Origin of the sequence: Clostridioides sp. ZZV15-6597 (assembly GCF_020657815.1) — a bacterium.
Taxonomy (GTDB): domain Bacteria; phylum Bacillota; class Clostridia; order Peptostreptococcales; family Peptostreptococcaceae; genus Clostridioides.
Genome location: NZ_JAGWCT010000038.1, coordinates 22280 through 38151, shown reverse-complemented (window position 1 = coordinate 38151; position 15872 = coordinate 22280). Strand labels below are relative to the sequence as shown.

Here is a 15872-nt window from a genome sequence, read left to right as displayed (position 1 = left end):
AATTTAACCTATTCTAACTTATTTTTAGTGAATTTATTACAACTTTACTAATCAAATTTAGTCTAAATTTTCTGATTATTACTATAAAAATAGTTTTTCAAACAAAATTTACTTAAAAACGAATTCACGATAAAATTTTTAAATATAGTATTTTTGTTATAGTGAATATAAATATAAAGAAGGATGTGTAAGATTATGGTTAAAAGACCAAAGATAAAGATAACTTTAATAGATAAAAAAGAAAAAGGTGCTTGCCACTATGGGCATAAAATTAGTAATTCTTTTGGATTTATTTTTTATTAAAAAAGGGAGTCGCCTATTTTTTAGTTCGACATCCCCTTTATAGGTTTCAATTGTAGAAAAGATTATCAAAAATCATATTCATAATTTTATTTATACTACCCCAACTGCAGCTAATATTATACAAATAACCATAACTGAAATTAATATCGTAGTTGTCTTGACTTTTTTTCCTAATAACCAATACATAATTCCAAATATCATAGCTGGAAGCATACATGGCATTATTTGGTCTAAGTAAGTTTGAATAGGCTCTGCCCATTCCCCACTACCTACATTAACACTAAGTTTTAGTATTACATTAGAGGCAGTCATACCTCCAATTACCATAAGCCCTAGCATTGATGCTGCTTCCATAACTTTTGAGACTATATTTGAGCCACTTACATCTTTAAAAAATTGAGTTCCATACTTAAATCCTTTATCTAGACATATATAACGAATAATAAAGTGAGGAACATTTATTATTAGAAGAAATAAAATTGGACCCATTATATTCCCCTGAGAAGCTAAAGCTATACCAACTCCAGCTGCTATAAGCTTTAATGTTCCCCAGAAAAATGAATCTCCTATTCCAGAAACTGGTCCCATTAAACTTGACTTAACTGCATTTATACTCTTTGCATCAAATTCTTCATTCTTTGCATTTTCTTCTTCCATAGCTCCAGATATACCAACCAAAAGAGTACTTATATGAGGTGTAACTGACATAAATTCAAGATGTCTTTTTAAAGCTTGAGCTTTTTTTTCTTTATCATCTTTATATAATCTACGGATTATTGGTGCCATCATATATGCATATGCTATATTTTGCATACGTTCGTAGTTCCAAGATGAATCTAATGTTAGAGATCTTCTAAAACATTTCCAAAAGTCTTTTCTTGTTATTTTGCTATCTGGCGAAATTGTTTCTAATTTTTTAGAATTCGTTGTCATCCACTACTACCTCCTTTTCTCCTACAAAGTTAACATATATTAGAGCTACTGCTAATCCAAATAATGCAACTCCTGTTACTGTTATTTTTAAATAAGCAACCATTATAAATCCTAATAATAAGAATGCTATCGTTTTCTTATTAAGCATCATTCTAGCTAACATGGCAAAACCTATTGCTGGTATCACGCCTGCTGCAACATCCATACCATGAATTACATATGATGGTATAAATGAAAGTATCTTTTCTATTACTGGAACACCTAATGAGAATCCTGTACCTACTATTATTGCTAGTATTAATTTATTACCTATACCAAATAATAATTGTATACGTTCTACACCTTCAATGTTACCATCTTCTGCGTAACGGTCAGCAAGATGAGCTCCCCATGTAAGTACTACTGTCATTAAGAAGTTGTCTATAAGTAATACTAAAGTTGCTATAGGAACTGCAAGTACAACTGCTGCGGATACATCTTGACCAGTTAATATTACAAATGCTGTGGCAATAATAGAACCAGATACAAAGTCAGGAGGATTACTTGCTCCAACTGGGAATGCACCCATAAATACTAGTTCTAATGTTGACCCTATTACTATACCTGTACGTAAATCTCCTAGTGCTAAACCAACAAGTGGTGCAACCACTATAGGTCTATTATGCATTGTAGAACCTACAAAACAATGCATATATGCAAAGAATGCAATTAGAGTTATTAGAATAACTTGTGTAAATTCCATTTTTATCCCCCTAAAAATTATATTAATTTCATTACATTTGTAGCATCATCATCAGGAACTAATTGTACGAATACATTTATACCTTCTGAATCTAATTCTTTAATCATGTTTATATCATCCTTTGATACATGAACTGCCTTAGATATATTTTCACGATTATCATCTGATTTTGTTCCACCAAGGTTTATTGATTTAATAGATTTAACTTCTTTAGATAGTCTATAAACATCTTCTACAGATTCGCAAAGTATCAAAAGATTGTATTTATCAGTAACACCTGAATTAAGTGCTTTTATAGAATCTGCTATACTTTTCATTACAAGTTTGACATTAGATGGCTTAGCCATTTTAAGCCCTGCCATTCTTAAATCATCCTTTAATAACTCATCACTTGCTATTAGTATGCAATCTGTATTTAAAAACTTTGTCCATGTAAATGCTACTTGTCCATGTATAAGTCTGTGGTCTACCCTTACTAATTTAATCATTATAATTCCTCCCTAATTCTTTTTATTTCATCCATAAATGTTTTTACGTGTTCTGCACTAACATCTCCAAAGTCTTGGTAATTATCTTTGAAGTAACTTCCTATTATTGCCATATCCCCTATTTCAAGTTGCTTTTTTGCGTTTTCTAATGTAACTCCAGCTGCAATAACTAAAGGGAAATCTCCTACATTTTTACGGAATAATTCTATTTTTTCCATTGATGTTTCTTGCCCTGTGGCATTTTCTGTAACTGCTATAGCATCACATCTTGTCATCCCTATTTTTAAATCTTCTTCAACAGTATTTTCTGATAAAACTGGTTGGTACTTAAAACGTACCCCTCCAATTAAATAAGCTTGACATTTTGAGCGGTGTAATTTGAAAAATTCTTCTAAAGTAGCTTCATCTCTAGGTTTAACATGACCTACTACAGAGTCAACTTGTATATATCTTGCATTATATCTTGTTGCTAGTTCAAATCCCATAGTATCAATGTTTAAGCAGTTTACTCCATATGGTATTGATAAATTGGATTTTGATACATATTCAAGTATTCTTTCTAAATCATAGTAATTTCCGTAGTAATTTTCTAACATTATTCCATCTACACCATTTTCTTCTAAGATACTAATTTCTTTTTTAGCTCTTTCAAAAATATCATCTGAAGTATCTCCCTTTAAGTGTATCATTGCTATAATTGGCTTTTTGTTTTTAAAAACTGATAATATTCCCTTATTGTCCATAAACTAAAATACCTCTTCTTCTTCATTTATTTGTAATGTTACATTTTGTATTCCCATTCTAGATTCTTTTGCTAACTGTTCTGCATCTTCAGTTGTTAATTTATCAGAAAATCTTGTAAGAAGCTCTAATACCATATTTAAGTTCATTCCTGAAAATAACTTAACATTATGTAACTTAGTTAACCTTAACATAGCAGTACATACACTTGCTCCGTATAAATCAGATAAAATTATATATTCACATTCTTTATCTTCTACTATTGTTTTTTCTAACTCTAAAGCAAAATCTGAAGCGCTTTGTCCAGGATATAAACTGTATGAATTAACGCAATTTGCTAAATCTCCTACTATCATTTTCACTGAATCTAAAAGCCCTTTTGAAAAGTCTCCATGAGACGCTAATATTATTTTTCTCATATTTATTCCTCTCCTAAGTGTAAATTATATTTCTGCTGATACTGCATATTTATACTTATCACTTCTTATAAATTGTTCATTGTAATATAAAACATCATTATTCTCTGTATATACTAATTGTCTTACTTTTAATAATGGCATATTGCTTGCACATTTAAGGTGATCAGAATATTCTTTGTTTGAGTGTTTTACTTCAAATATATTTTCCACACGATTAGGCAGTGTACTTATATTGTTGGATATAACTTCCATTAAAGACTTATCTTCCAGCTCTTCTTTTAATAAAAACATGTAATCTATTCTAAAGTAATCAACTTCAAAAATAACAGGTACTTCATCTATTAATCGAAGTCTTTTAATACATATTATCTTCTCTTCTAGTTCAATATTTAAAGCTTCAGCCACCTGCTTATCAGCTTTTTTTATTAAAATAGAGATTATCTTAGTACTTGGTTTTGCATTAATACGATGACAAGAATTAGTGAAACTATTTCCCGCACATGTTGCTTCTATTCTCTCTGGTATAGTTACATAAGTTCCTTTTCCACGCTTTTTACATAATATATCTTCTTTTACAAGTTCATTAAGCGCATTTCTCACAGTTATACGACTTATATTAAACTCCTTACATAAGTCTACTTCAGATGGAAGTTTATCTCCTGGTTTATATATACCAGCTGCTATTTGTTTTTTTATATTGTCATATAGTTGTTGGTACAAAGGAATAAATGAATTTACCTCTAAGTCCATTTCTTTTTTTTGTTTTTTTTCATCCATTTTAGTCACCTCCTTATGTAGTATTTTTATAACATTATATAACAAGTTCTTTATTACATATTATAACAACTTGAAATCGTTGTCAATTTATTTTTAAATAATTTTTAATTTGGTAATTTTTTGATTTTTTTGTCTAATATGATATTTTATTGTTTGTAGTATCAGGTAGGAATAGTTTGACTTTTACTAATCTAACAGAATTCTTTTTTGGAATTGTGTAAACAATAGTTAATGGTACTTTTAATTGACAATTATTACTATTAGATAGTATAAAAAAAAGACGTCGCCCTATTTTTTAGTGCGACAGTCTTTTATATATTATCTCTTATTTATATATTACTCTTTATCTTTTATATCAACTTTTATACTTAATTCATCCAATTGCTCATCATCTGCTACTGTAGGAGCATTTGTCATAGGACAAACAGCATTTTGATTTTTAGGGAATGCAATAACTTCTCTTATATTTTCAGCTCCTGCAAGCAACATAACAAGTCTATCAAGCCCAAAAGCTAGACCAGCATGAGGAGGAGTTCCATATTTGAATGCTTCTAATAAGTAACCAAACTTCTCATTAGCTCTTTCTTCTGTAAAACCAAGTGCTTTAAACATTCTTGATTGAACATCTGAATTTGATATTCTAACACTTCCTCCACCTATTTCATATCCATTTAATACAATATCATAAGCTTTAGCTCTTAAAGATGATTTATCTCCATCTTCTAGTTTATCTAAATCTTCATCCATAGGTGATGTAAATGGGTGATGCATTGCTGCAAACTTACCTGTTTCTTCATCTTCTTCAAAAACTGGGAATTCAGTTACCCATAATAAGTTATATACATTCTTATCTAGTATATTAAGTCTATTTGCCACTTCAAGTCTAACTTGTCCTAAAGCATCAAATACTACTGAGTTTTTATCAGCTACAAATAAAAGTAAATCTCCTACTTCTGCATTCATTCTTGTAAGTATAGCATTCATTTCCTCTTCACTAAAGAATTTTGCTATCGGAGAAGTTACTCCATCTTGACCTACTTTCATCCAAGCAAGTCCTTTTGCTCTATATGTTTTAGCATGTTCTTCTAATGAAGATATTTGTTTTCTAGTAAAATCGTCAGCTTTTCCTTTTACATTTATACCTCTCACACTTTTTCCTGGTTGTGTAGCATCAGCAAACACCTTAAATCCACAATTACAAACAACATCAGATATATCTGTTAGCTCATAACCAAATCTAGTGTCTGGTTTGTCTGAACCATATCTAGCCATAGCTTCTGCATAAGTCATTTTAGGAAGTGGAAGTGTCAATTCTACATTTAAAACTTCTTTAAATATAACTTCAAGCAAACCTTCAATCATACTCATAACATCTTCTTGTTCAACAAAAGACATTTCACAGTCTATTTGTGTAAATTCTGGTTGTCTATCAGCTCTTAGGTCTTCATCTCTAAAACACTTAACTATTTGGAAATATCTATCCATTCCACTTACCATTAATAATTGTTTGTATAATTGTGGTGATTGTGGTAATGCATAAAATTTCCCTGGATTAACTCTACTTGGTACAAGATAATCTCTTGCTCCTTCTGGTGTTGGAGCAATTAAAAATGGTGTTTCTATTTCACAAAATCTATTATTTGATAAGTAATTTCTTGTAATATTCATTACTTTGTGTCTTAATTTTAAATTTCTTTGCATAGATGACTTTCTAAGGTCTAAGTATCTATATTTTAGTCTTAGTGCTTCTGAAACATCATCATCATCTTTTATATAAATAGGTGGAGTTTCTGATTTATTTAAAAGTCTAAGTTCAGTTGCAAATATCTCTATATCCCCAGTTGGCATGTTAGGGTTTTTAGACTGTCTTTCACATACTTTTCCTTTTACTGCTATTACAAACTCAGCACCTAATTTTTCAGCTTTTTCAAAAGCTTCTTTATCTACATCTGTGTCAAAAACTATTTGGCATAATCCACTTGTATCTCTTAAATCAACAAATACAAGTCCTCCTAAGTTTCTTTTTTTCTGTACCCATCCCATAAGTACAACTTCTTCATTTATGTTTTTTTCTCTCAACTCTCCACAGTAGTGAGTTCTCTTTAAACCCTTTAAAGTTTCCAAGATACTACCTCCATTTTATTTAATTTTAATGCTATATATTTATCTAATACACAAAACATCATACTTTCTTATTTTACAGCTTTTGCTTTAATTCTTCAACTAATGTACTTAATTTTACAGTAGTTTGCTCTGATGTTTTCATATTTTTTAATGTTGCAGTGTCATTTTTTAACTCGTCATCACCAATTACTATTGTAAATTTTGAATTTATTTTATCTGAATACTTAAATTGTGCTTTTACACTTCTTTCTATATGGTCTTTATCCGCACTTATATGATTTTGTCTCAAATCTTTCAACAATTTAAAGCTTCTTGTATTTGCTTCTTCACCTATAGTTACTATAAATATGTCTGTAGATTGAGGGTTTTCTATTTCAATTCCATTGCCTTCAAGTGTAAGTAAAAGTCTTTCAATACCTAGTCCAAATCCAATTCCACTTATACCTTTTGGACCCCCTAGTTGTTCAACAAGACCATCATATCTACCTCCACCACATACAGTACTTTGAGCACCTATATCATTAGATATAATTTCAAAAGCAGTTTTTCTATAGTAATCTAATCCTCTAACTATTGTTTTGTCAATTACAAAGTTTATATTCATTTCCTTTAAGTATTCTTGAAGTTTATCAAAGTGAGCTTTACAATCATCACACAAATGGTCTGCAATAAATGGTATATCTTTGATATTTTCTTTACATGTAGGGTTTTTACAGTCTATAACCCTCATTGGATTTTTTTCTCTTCTCTCATTACAAGTCTCACATAATATATCTGCTTTTGAATCAAGATATTCTTTTAATAAAGCATTGTACTCTTTTCTACAAACTGGACAACCCACTGAATTTATACTCACTACCAAATCATTTAATCCAACTTCATTAAAAAATTGAACAGCTAGTGCTATTATTTCAGCATCCATTGAAGGAGTATCACTTCCAAGTGCTTCTATACCAAATTGATGAAATTGTCTCTGTCTACCAGCTTGTGGTCTTTCGTATCTAAAACAAGGTGTAACATAAAATAATTTTGTTGGTTGAGTATCTGCATATAATTTATTCTCTATAAATGCTCTTACTACACCAGCTGTACCCTCTGGCTTTAGAGTAATTTCTCTATCCCCTTTATCTTTAAAAGAATACATTTCTTTTTGAACTATATCTGTAGTATCTCCAACACTTCTCTTAAAAAGTTCTGTATGTTCAAATATAGGAGTTACCATTTCCTCATACCCGTATAAAGCACATATTTCTCTAAATTTATTTTCTACATAACGCCATTTATAAGCCTCTTTTGGAGTTATGTCTTTAGTTCCTCTGGGAGCTTTAGTCAACATTTTTATATACCTCTTCTTTCTTCCTTTTTATCATTTCATCTACTCTATCAATGTATTGTTCAACATTCTTTACATTTTCTACTCTTTCAATTCTATCTTCATCTACATAAACAAATTTTGATATAGCACCTGCACCCAAGGCATAGTTGCTTTGTTTTTCCTCCATAATTTGTATATTGTAAATACACTCATATCCTTCTTTAGCATAACCTATATTTTCTAAGTTACCTAGCATATGTTTTTGTCTGTACATATAATATGGATTAAGTCCCATATCCTTAGCATATTTCATTGATAAATCTATCATTTTTATCATTTCTTCATACTGAGTTAAATGTTCTTTGTACTTATCCATATTTATATTTAGGTTAGAAGCTCTTTTTATAGCTAATGTATGAACTGTAAGACTTTCAGGAGAAAGCTTTTTTATTTCCTCTAATGTATTTCTTACCATGTCTAAGTCTTCATCTATAAGTCCTAAAATTATATCCATATTTATATTGTCAAATCCCATATTTCGAGCCATAATAAAACAATCTACTAAATCAGAAACTTTATGTTCTCTTCCAATTTTAACTAAAGTCTCATCATTCATAGTTTGAGGATTTATACTAATTCTACTTACATTGTGTTTTTTTAATACACTTAATTTTTCTTTGGTAATAGTATCTGGTCTACCTGCTTCTACCGTAAACTCTTTAATTTTGCTTAAATCCAATTCTCTAAATAGAGCATTTATAAGTAAATCCAATTCTTCCTCATCCAATGTAGTAGGAGTTCCACCACCGATATATAGAGTTTCAATTTCTTTATTAGTATCCTCAATAACCTTGGCAAATCCTTTAATTTCTTCAATCAATTTATAAACATATTCTCTTTTTAAATGGCCAAATTGCTTTAATGAGTTTGAGGGAAATGAACAGTATACACATCTAGTTGGGCAGAATGGAATACTTACATAAAGAGAAATTTTATTTTTATCTATTGGATACATAAATAAGCGTTCTCTATTAGCTATTTCAAGAGCTAAATCTATTTTCTCATCCATTATAAAATAGTTATCTTTTAAAATAGTTCTTATACTATTATCATCTAGTTTTTCATCCATCAGATTGTGGACAATTTTGACTGGTCTGATACCAGTCAAAATGCCCCATGGAACATAAGAATTAAATATTTGTTTAAGTACTATAAACATACTTTTTTTAATACTTTCTTTGCATAATTTTCTAATATTTCTCTTACTTTCATTATCTAGTCTATCTAAAAACTCTTCAATCGTCTTATTATTACAAAATCCATTTAAAAACTCAGTATTTATATCTTTAATATTTTGCATTGATTCATACTTTAAGTTAGCACCTTCATAATACTCAGTAATTGAAAGTAAAGTATCATTTTCACAAACCAATCTATTTATTAAGTATATTGACTCCATACTATTGCTACAATCAGCAAAGTCATTAAATTTAAATTCACTAGTAAACAATTTTATAAGTTCTGCTACTTCATACTTATAATCATGTCCTTTTAAAAAAACATCCAACATCAACTTAACTCCTTCTATTAAACACTAGAAGAACCCCATCACTGATACAGTTATTAAATATTTGATACTATTTTTAAATATTAATATAAAATTACATGTAAGGATTTGTCTTCTTTTCAACACCTAGAGTACTAGTTGGTCCATGACCAGGGTATACTCTAACAGCATCTTCATATTTACATAATTTTTTAAGTGATTTCTCCATTTGGTGGAAATCTCCACTATATAAATCAGTTCTACCAATACTTCCAGCAAACAACGTATCTCCTGTGAACATGTCATCTTCAACTCTTATACACATACACCCTTGTGTATGACCTGGAGTATGCAAGAAAGTCATTTTTAATTCACCAAGTTCAAGCTTATCTTTATCATTTACATATATATCTGCATCAAATTCTTGTGCACCACATCTCATTGTATAACTTAAGTTTTTATTTTTATCATTTAATAATTCTTTTTCATCAATATGTGCAACTACCTTAGCTCCAGTCTTCTCTTTAATATCTTTAACATACCCTATATGGTCACCATGTCCATGAGTAAGAATTATATATTCAACATTCAATCCATTTTCTTTTACAAAGCTTAATGTATCTACTAAACTTCCTCCTGGGTCTATAACTACACATTTTTTAGTTTTTTCATCACCTAATACATAAGTGTTTACTCCAAAATAACTATCTACAAATTTTTTTATAACCATTAAAGTTTTCCCCCTTAAAAAGATTTACTTGAGTCTAATAGTATTGTTACTGGTCCATCATTAGTTAATTCTACCATCATATGAGCTCCAAATTGACCTGTACCTACTGTTACACCTTTATCTTTGGCTTTTTTTACAAATTCTTCATACAAATCATTTGCAAGCTCTGGTCTAGCTGCGTTACTAAATCCAGGTCTTCTTCCTTTTCTACAGTCTCCATATAAAGTAAATTGAGATACTACTAAAAGTTCTCCACCTATGTCCATTAGAGATAAATTCATCTTATCATTTTCATCTTCAAAAATTCTTAGGTTTAATATTTTATCAATCATGTAGTCTACATCACTTGATTTATCATCATGAGTTACTCCCAACAGTACTAGCAACCCCTTATTTACTTGACCTATAATGTTTTCATCTACTGTAACTTTAGATGAAGATACTCTTTGTACTACTGCTCTCATATTTTCCTCCCTATTATTTTAACTCTAATTTGTCATTCTATAAATACTTTCTACACCAGGAATTGCTTTTAATTTTTTCATTAGAATTTTCAATTCCTCCGTGTCATTAACTTCTACAAGTAGATTTATACTTACAATACTATCTTTTCCTTTTCTTGCATTTATTCCATTTAAGCTAAGTTTATCCATTGCAACAATATGAGTTATTTCATTAACAATTCCTCTTCTGTCAGCAGCCTTTATTTGAATCTCAGCTTCAAACTTGCCTTTACCTGCTGAACTCCATGAAACTTCCACTAATCTATTTTGGAAGAAATCTCCATTATTATTTGCATTTGGACAATCCGCTCTGTGTATAGCTACACCTCTACCTTTAGTGATATACCCCACAATCTCATCTCCTGGAAGTGGATTACAACATTTAGCAAACCTTACTAAGATATTATCAAGTCCTTTTACTATAATACCTTGTGATGAATTTTTCTTTCTCTTTTTGCTGTATTCTGTTTCACTCATATTGTGTTTATTTAAATCTTCTTCTTGCATCTGTTGTTCTTTTTTTACTTTTTTAATTTCTTTTAAATACAAATCTTTTACTTTAGATACAACTTGAGATGACATTATACCACCATAACCTACAGTTGCAACTAAATCTTCAACACTTGGCTGATTAAATTTCTTGGCAACTAGTGCCATGTATTTTTCAACAAGAGGGTCTTTCTGTGGTATATCATGTTTCTTAAATTCTCTTTCTAATATGGTATTCCCACGGTCAACATTTTCTTCTCTTCTTTCTTTCTTGAAAAATTGTCTAATTCTACTCTTTGCATTTGGTGTTTTTACTATGTTAAGCCAGTCTCGACTTGGACCATTAGAATTAGATGATGTAAGTACTTCAACAATATTACCATTTTGAAGCTTATAATCAATAGGTACTATTCTTCCGTCAATTTTTGCTCCAACACATTTATTTCCTACATTTGTATGAACTCTATAGGCAAAATCTATAGGAGTTGATTCTGCTGGTAATTCAATTACATCTCCTCGTGGAGTAAATACATAAACCTGACTATTAAATACATCTTCTTTAAGTGCATCCATAAATTCTTGTGGGTCTTTTAAATCTTTTTCCCACTCCATCATTTGTCTTAACCACTGAAGTTTCTCTTCAACTTTTACTTCTTTGCCAGAAATACCTTCTTTATATTTCCAGTGTGCTGCAATACCATTTTCTGCTATATTATGCATTTCATGAGTCCTTATTTGTATCTCTAAAGGCTCTCCATCAGGCCCTACAACAGTAGTGTGTAATGATTGGTACATATTTGGCTTTGGCATTGCTATATAGTCTTTAAATCTACCTGGAATAGGTCTCCATAATGTATGAACTATACCAAGTACAGCATAACAGTCTTTTACATTATCTACTAGTATTCTTACGGCTGTTAAATCAAAAATTTCTTCAAAAGTCTTGTGTTTTTTCTGCATTTTTCTATAAATGCTGTAAAAATGCTTTGGTCTACCATATACATCACATGGTATACTTAAATCTTTAAACTTATCTTTAAGAAGCTCAACAATCCCTTGTATATAGTCTTCTCTTTGACTTCTCTTCATTGACACTCTATCAACTAATTCATAGTACCCTTCTGGGTCCATAAACCTTAATGCTCTGTCTTCTAGTTCCCACTTTATCTTAGATATACCTAATCTGTGGGCTATACCTCCATAAATCTCTAGTGTTTCTTTTGCTTTATACTTTGCTTTTTCTGGAGGCATGTATTTTAATGTTCTCATATTATGCAATCTATCAGCAAGCTTTATAAGTATAACCCTTATATCTTTTGCCATTGCTAGAAACATTTTTCTTAAATTTTCAGATTGAGTTTCTTCTTTTGAACGATATTTTATCTGACCAAGTTTTGTTACTCCATCAACTAAATCCGCTACTTCTTTCCCAAATTCTTTTGTTATGTCTTCATAGGTATATTCTGTATCTTCTACAACATCATGAAGCAAACCTGCTGTTATAGTTTCAATATCTAATTCCATCTCTATTAAAATATTTGCCACTGCCAATGGATGAATAAAGTATGGTTCCCCAGATTTTCTATATTGTCCATCATGCGCTTTTTTTGCAAGATTGTAGGCTTTTTCAACCTTTTCAAAATTTGCATTAGGTGCATAAACTTTTATCTTTTCAATTATTTCTTGTAATTCTTTACCATGCATATAACCACCTATTTTGTATAAAATTTTAATATATATGAAAATAGTTGGTGCTATACCAACTATTGTAAAAGTACTAGTATTTTATAAGAGAATTAACATCATAGTTAGATAACTTTTCTCTCCCATTTAAGAATTCTAGCTCAATTAAAAATTGCATAGAAACTACTTCTCCACCTAATTTTTCTACAAGCTTAGCAGCAGCTTCCATAGTTCCACCAGTAGCCAATAAATCGTCTACTATTGCCACTTTTTGACCTTTTTTAATTGCATCTTTATGTATTTCTAAAGTATCCGTACCATACTCTAATCCATACTCATAACTCTCAACTTCTCCAGGTAACTTTCCAGGTTTTCTAATTGGAATAAATCCTACTCCTAATGCATATGCTACAGGTGTACCCATCAAAAATCCTCTTGCTTCTGGCCCTACTACTAAATCCACACCTTTGCTTTTCAATTCTTCAGCCATAGAATCTACTGCATATTTAAATGCCTCTCCATCTTTAAATAGAGTTGTAACATCTTTAAAATCTATACCTGGCTTTGGGAAATCATCAATATTCCTTATAAAGTTTTTTAAATCCATGGGAAACGCCTCCTAATAACTGCTATTGTATTGTTTTTCTAATTTTTTTAGATTATTGAGTATTAAACTCTCATTTAAATCTAATTTTTTCTGTGGTTTTGGCAATATTCTTATGAGTACAGAATTTTTTTCATAATTTAAATTAAAGTCAAGTAAATTTAATTCTCTAAACACATTCAATATCGTAAAAAACTTTAATGGAATTACATTAAAAGTTCCCTTTATATTTACCATATCTAAATCAATTTCTTTTTTTATAAGTGCTTGTTTATAAATTGTTATAAATTCATCTCTTGATGGAACTATATTACTAACTACATTCTTTAAATATAATAGGTCTGTTTTATTATAATATTTTATAATTTCACTTTCTTCTCTTTTATTCTCATATATATACGAATATTCGCCTTTATTGTATAAATAATCATAAAGAATAATATTATTATATCTTTTTAAGTCTATTTTATCAATATTAGGAGAAAATATAAGCTCTAATTTATCAGTATTTTTGTTAATATCTTCAATAATATTGTAATTTATGTTAAAATCCAAGTCTATGAGTGATACATCTGATATGGCTCTATAGAATCCATTTATAGAATTAGATATTATCAATGTCTCTTGTTCAAAATAATCAAATATATTTATATCTGTATTTCCATCAAACAATTCAAAACCAGACTCAGATATATTATACAAGCTTTGTGAATCTTTTGGTATTATTTTTGACATTAATTTTAGCGAAAGTTTGTCATTACTTGCACTTTTAGGTCGAGCTAATCTAATATCTTTAAGTAAAAACTGCACTTTCCTATTTCCCATATAGTTATTTTCATCTAGTTGGAACAATACATCGACTTTATCTCCTACCTTATACAATGATTTTAAATGACTCATATTGAACCCTATACATTCATAGCACTTTTCATTTTCTACGCTTAATTTCAAATGTTGTTGATTTTTACCTATGATTTTTAAATCTTTTAGAATATAATTTCTAACTATAAATCTAGGATTAGGATTATTTAATCCAAATGGTTCTAATTTATGTAATTCCTCCACAAGATTTAAACTTATTACATTTTCTTGTAGTTCAAATTCAACATTTACATTTTCTATCATATCATCTTCAGTCAAATTATAATCTGCAAACTTATTTATTTCATTAGCCAAAGCTTCCACATTTTCTGAATTTAAAGACAATCCCGCTGCTTGTTCATGCCCACCAAACTTAGTCATTAAGTCTTTGCACTTTACAAGAGCCTCAAATATATTAAATCCTTTTATTGACCTTGCTGAGCCAGTAGCTTCTCCATGTTCTACACCTAAAAGAATCGTTGGTTTGTAGTATTTTTCAGTCAACTTAGATGCTACAATTCCTATTATTCCATGTTGCCAACCTTCTTTAGCTAGAACTAATACTTTATCATCATTATATCTGCTATTAGACTTTAACATTTCCTCAGCTTCATGATACATCTGAGCCTCTATCATCTGTCTTTCGTTATTTTTTTCTTCCAATATATTAGCTATTTCAACAGCTTCATCTTTAGATTGAGTAGTAAATAACTCAACACCCAAATAAGAATATCCTAAACGTCCTGATGCATTTATTCTAGGCCCAATTGCAAAACCTATATGAGAAGAACCTATTTTATCACTTTCTACACCACAAACTTTTATAAGCTCTCTTAATCCAATATTTTTGCCTTCTTTCATTAATTTTAAACCATTTTTTACAATTATTCTATTTTCATCCACAAGTGGAACAATATCACAAATAGTTGCCAATGTTACTATTTCTAAATAATCGTACATGCTAGCCTTAAAATCTTCTTTTGGAGTAAGTGCTTGTATCATTTTAAATGCTACACCACATCCACATAGTGCATCAAATGGATAGTTACAATCTTCTTGCTTTGGATTTATTACTGCAAAAGCTGAGGGAATTTCATTTTGGCATTCATGATGGTCTGTTATTATAACATCTATACCCAAATTATTTGCTAGATTAACCTCAGATACTGATGTAATTCCACAATCAACACTTATAATCAAATCACATCCCCTAGAGCTTATAAGCTTTATAGCATCTTCATTTATACCATATCCTTCTTCTAGTCTATTTGGAATATAGTAATCCACATGATATCCTATACTATTAAAATATAAGCATAAAATAGAAGTAGAAGATACGCCATCAACATCATAATCCCCATAAATCCAAATTTTTTCTTTTTTATCAATAGCTAACTTTATTCTATCTACAGCCTTTTGCATATCTTTCATTAATAAAGGGTCTCTTAAATAGTCTAAAGATGGATTCATGAATATTTCTGAATCTTTTTCAGTATATATACCTCTATTTTTTAAAATTTGGCAGATTTCCGGGGAAATATTAAGTTTTTTGCTAAATTCACTTTCCTCTATCTTCCCTTTGTATTTCAGTGTCCATTTTTTCAAATTTAATTC

The 15872-nt window shown here is 29.8% G+C and carries 14 protein-coding genes; all 14 read right to left on the bottom strand.

The features are described from left to right. Nucleotides 1–393: 393 nt before the first annotated feature. On the bottom strand, nucleotides 394–1236 hold the full coding sequence (locus tag KGF52_RS10465) for a PTS system mannose/fructose/sorbose family transporter subunit IID (protein ID WP_227840130.1): 843 nt from the start codon (nucleotides 1234–1236) through the stop codon (nucleotides 394–396). After that, a complete protein-coding gene (locus KGF52_RS10460; RefSeq protein ID WP_227840129.1) occupies nucleotides 1220–1978 on the bottom strand; it encodes a PTS sugar transporter subunit IIC in 759 nt (252 codons plus the stop codon). Before KGF52_RS10460 ends, KGF52_RS10465 begins: the two co-directional genes overlap by 17 nt. 17 nt (nucleotides 1979–1995) lie before the next feature. Beyond that, nucleotides 1996–2466: a PTS sugar transporter subunit IIB gene (locus tag KGF52_RS10455; RefSeq protein ID WP_227840128.1), complete on the bottom strand. Its 471-nt coding sequence runs from the start codon at nucleotides 2464–2466 to the stop codon at nucleotides 1996–1998. Next, nucleotides 2466–3209, bottom strand: a complete 744-nt coding sequence (locus KGF52_RS10450) for a BtpA/SgcQ family protein (RefSeq protein ID WP_227840127.1) — start codon at nucleotides 3207–3209, stop codon at nucleotides 2466–2468. The genes KGF52_RS10455 and KGF52_RS10450 overlap by 1 nt, the downstream gene beginning before the upstream one ends. 3 nt (nucleotides 3210–3212) lie before the next feature. Continuing rightward, the gene (locus tag KGF52_RS10445) at nucleotides 3213–3626 is read right to left on the bottom strand and encodes a PTS sugar transporter subunit IIA (RefSeq protein WP_227434496.1); all 414 of its coding nucleotides are present in this window, start codon (nucleotides 3624–3626) and stop codon (nucleotides 3213–3215) included. A 24-nt stretch (nucleotides 3627–3650) separates the two neighbouring features. Further along, nucleotides 3651–4403: a GntR family transcriptional regulator gene (locus KGF52_RS10440; protein ID WP_227840126.1), complete on the bottom strand. Its 753-nt coding sequence runs from the start codon at nucleotides 4401–4403 to the stop codon at nucleotides 3651–3653. A 336-nt stretch (nucleotides 4404–4739) separates the two neighbouring features. Further along, nucleotides 4740–6527 (bottom strand): aspartate--tRNA ligase, encoded by a 1788-nt coding sequence (aspS, locus tag KGF52_RS10435; RefSeq protein WP_227840125.1) that lies wholly within the window; start codon nucleotides 6525–6527, stop codon nucleotides 4740–4742. A 73-nt stretch (nucleotides 6528–6600) separates the two neighbouring features. Then, the gene (gene hisS / locus KGF52_RS10430) at nucleotides 6601–7863 is read right to left on the bottom strand and encodes a histidine--tRNA ligase (RefSeq protein WP_227827514.1); all 1263 of its coding nucleotides are present in this window, start codon (nucleotides 7861–7863) and stop codon (nucleotides 6601–6603) included. Next, nucleotides 7853–9412, bottom strand: coding sequence for a coproporphyrinogen III oxidase (locus KGF52_RS10425; RefSeq protein ID WP_227840124.1), 1560 nt, complete (start codon nucleotides 9410–9412; stop codon nucleotides 7853–7855). Before KGF52_RS10425 ends, hisS begins: the two co-directional genes overlap by 11 nt. A 91-nt stretch (nucleotides 9413–9503) precedes the next feature. Beyond that, nucleotides 9504–10118, bottom strand: a complete 615-nt coding sequence (locus KGF52_RS10420; RefSeq protein WP_227827516.1) for an MBL fold metallo-hydrolase — start codon at nucleotides 10116–10118, stop codon at nucleotides 9504–9506. 14 nt (nucleotides 10119–10132) lie between these two features. After that, nucleotides 10133–10582: a D-aminoacyl-tRNA deacylase gene (gene dtd / locus KGF52_RS10415; RefSeq protein WP_227827517.1), complete on the bottom strand. Its 450-nt coding sequence runs from the start codon at nucleotides 10580–10582 to the stop codon at nucleotides 10133–10135. Between the two features lie 24 nt (nucleotides 10583–10606). After that, nucleotides 10607–12814: a RelA/SpoT family protein gene (locus tag KGF52_RS10410; protein ID WP_227840123.1), complete on the bottom strand. Its 2208-nt coding sequence runs from the start codon at nucleotides 12812–12814 to the stop codon at nucleotides 10607–10609. A 73-nt stretch (nucleotides 12815–12887) separates the two neighbouring features. Continuing rightward, nucleotides 12888–13400, bottom strand: coding sequence for an adenine phosphoribosyltransferase (locus KGF52_RS10405; RefSeq protein WP_227840122.1), 513 nt, complete (start codon nucleotides 13398–13400; stop codon nucleotides 12888–12890). Between the two features lie 12 nt (nucleotides 13401–13412). Then, on the bottom strand, nucleotides 13413–15863 hold the full coding sequence (gene recJ / locus KGF52_RS10400; RefSeq protein ID WP_227840121.1) for a single-stranded-DNA-specific exonuclease RecJ: 2451 nt from the start codon (nucleotides 15861–15863) through the stop codon (nucleotides 13413–13415). Nucleotides 15864–15872 lie beyond the last annotated feature (9 nt).

What these genes read in the sequence shown, in the direction of transcription:
- KGF52_RS10440 (WP_227840126.1), bottom strand. Translation starts at nt 4,403, where the DNA reads ATGGATGAAAAAAAACAAAAAAAAGAAATGGACTTAGAGGTAAATTCA.
- KGF52_RS10410 (WP_227840123.1), bottom strand. Translation starts at nt 12,814, where the DNA reads ATGCATGGTAAAGAATTACAAGAAATAATTGAAAAGATAAAAGTTTAT.
- KGF52_RS10460 (WP_227840129.1), bottom strand. Translation starts at nt 1,978, where the DNA reads ATGGAATTTACACAAGTTATTCTAATAACTCTAATTGCATTCTTTGCA.
- KGF52_RS10405 (WP_227840122.1), bottom strand. Translation starts at nt 13,400, where the DNA reads ATGGATTTAAAAAACTTTATAAGGAATATTGATGATTTCCCAAAGCCA.
- KGF52_RS10420 (WP_227827516.1), bottom strand. Translation starts at nt 10,118, where the DNA reads ATGGTTATAAAAAAATTTGTAGATAGTTATTTTGGAGTAAACACTTAT.
- dtd (WP_227827517.1), bottom strand. Translation starts at nt 10,582, where the DNA reads ATGAGAGCAGTAGTACAAAGAGTATCTTCATCTAAAGTTACAGTAGAT.
- KGF52_RS10465 (WP_227840130.1), bottom strand. Translation starts at nt 1,236, where the DNA reads ATGACAACGAATTCTAAAAAATTAGAAACAATTTCGCCAGATAGCAAA.
- hisS (WP_227827514.1), bottom strand. Translation starts at nt 7,863, where the DNA reads ATGTTGACTAAAGCTCCCAGAGGAACTAAAGACATAACTCCAAAAGAG.
- KGF52_RS10450 (WP_227840127.1), bottom strand. Translation starts at nt 3,209, where the DNA reads ATGGACAATAAGGGAATATTATCAGTTTTTAAAAACAAAAAGCCAATT.
- KGF52_RS10445 (WP_227434496.1), bottom strand. Translation starts at nt 3,626, where the DNA reads ATGAGAAAAATAATATTAGCGTCTCATGGAGACTTTTCAAAAGGGCTT.
- KGF52_RS10455 (WP_227840128.1), bottom strand. Translation starts at nt 2,466, where the DNA reads ATGATTAAATTAGTAAGGGTAGACCACAGACTTATACATGGACAAGTA.
- KGF52_RS10425 (WP_227840124.1), bottom strand. Translation starts at nt 9,412, where the DNA reads ATGTTGGATGTTTTTTTAAAAGGACATGATTATAAGTATGAAGTAGCA.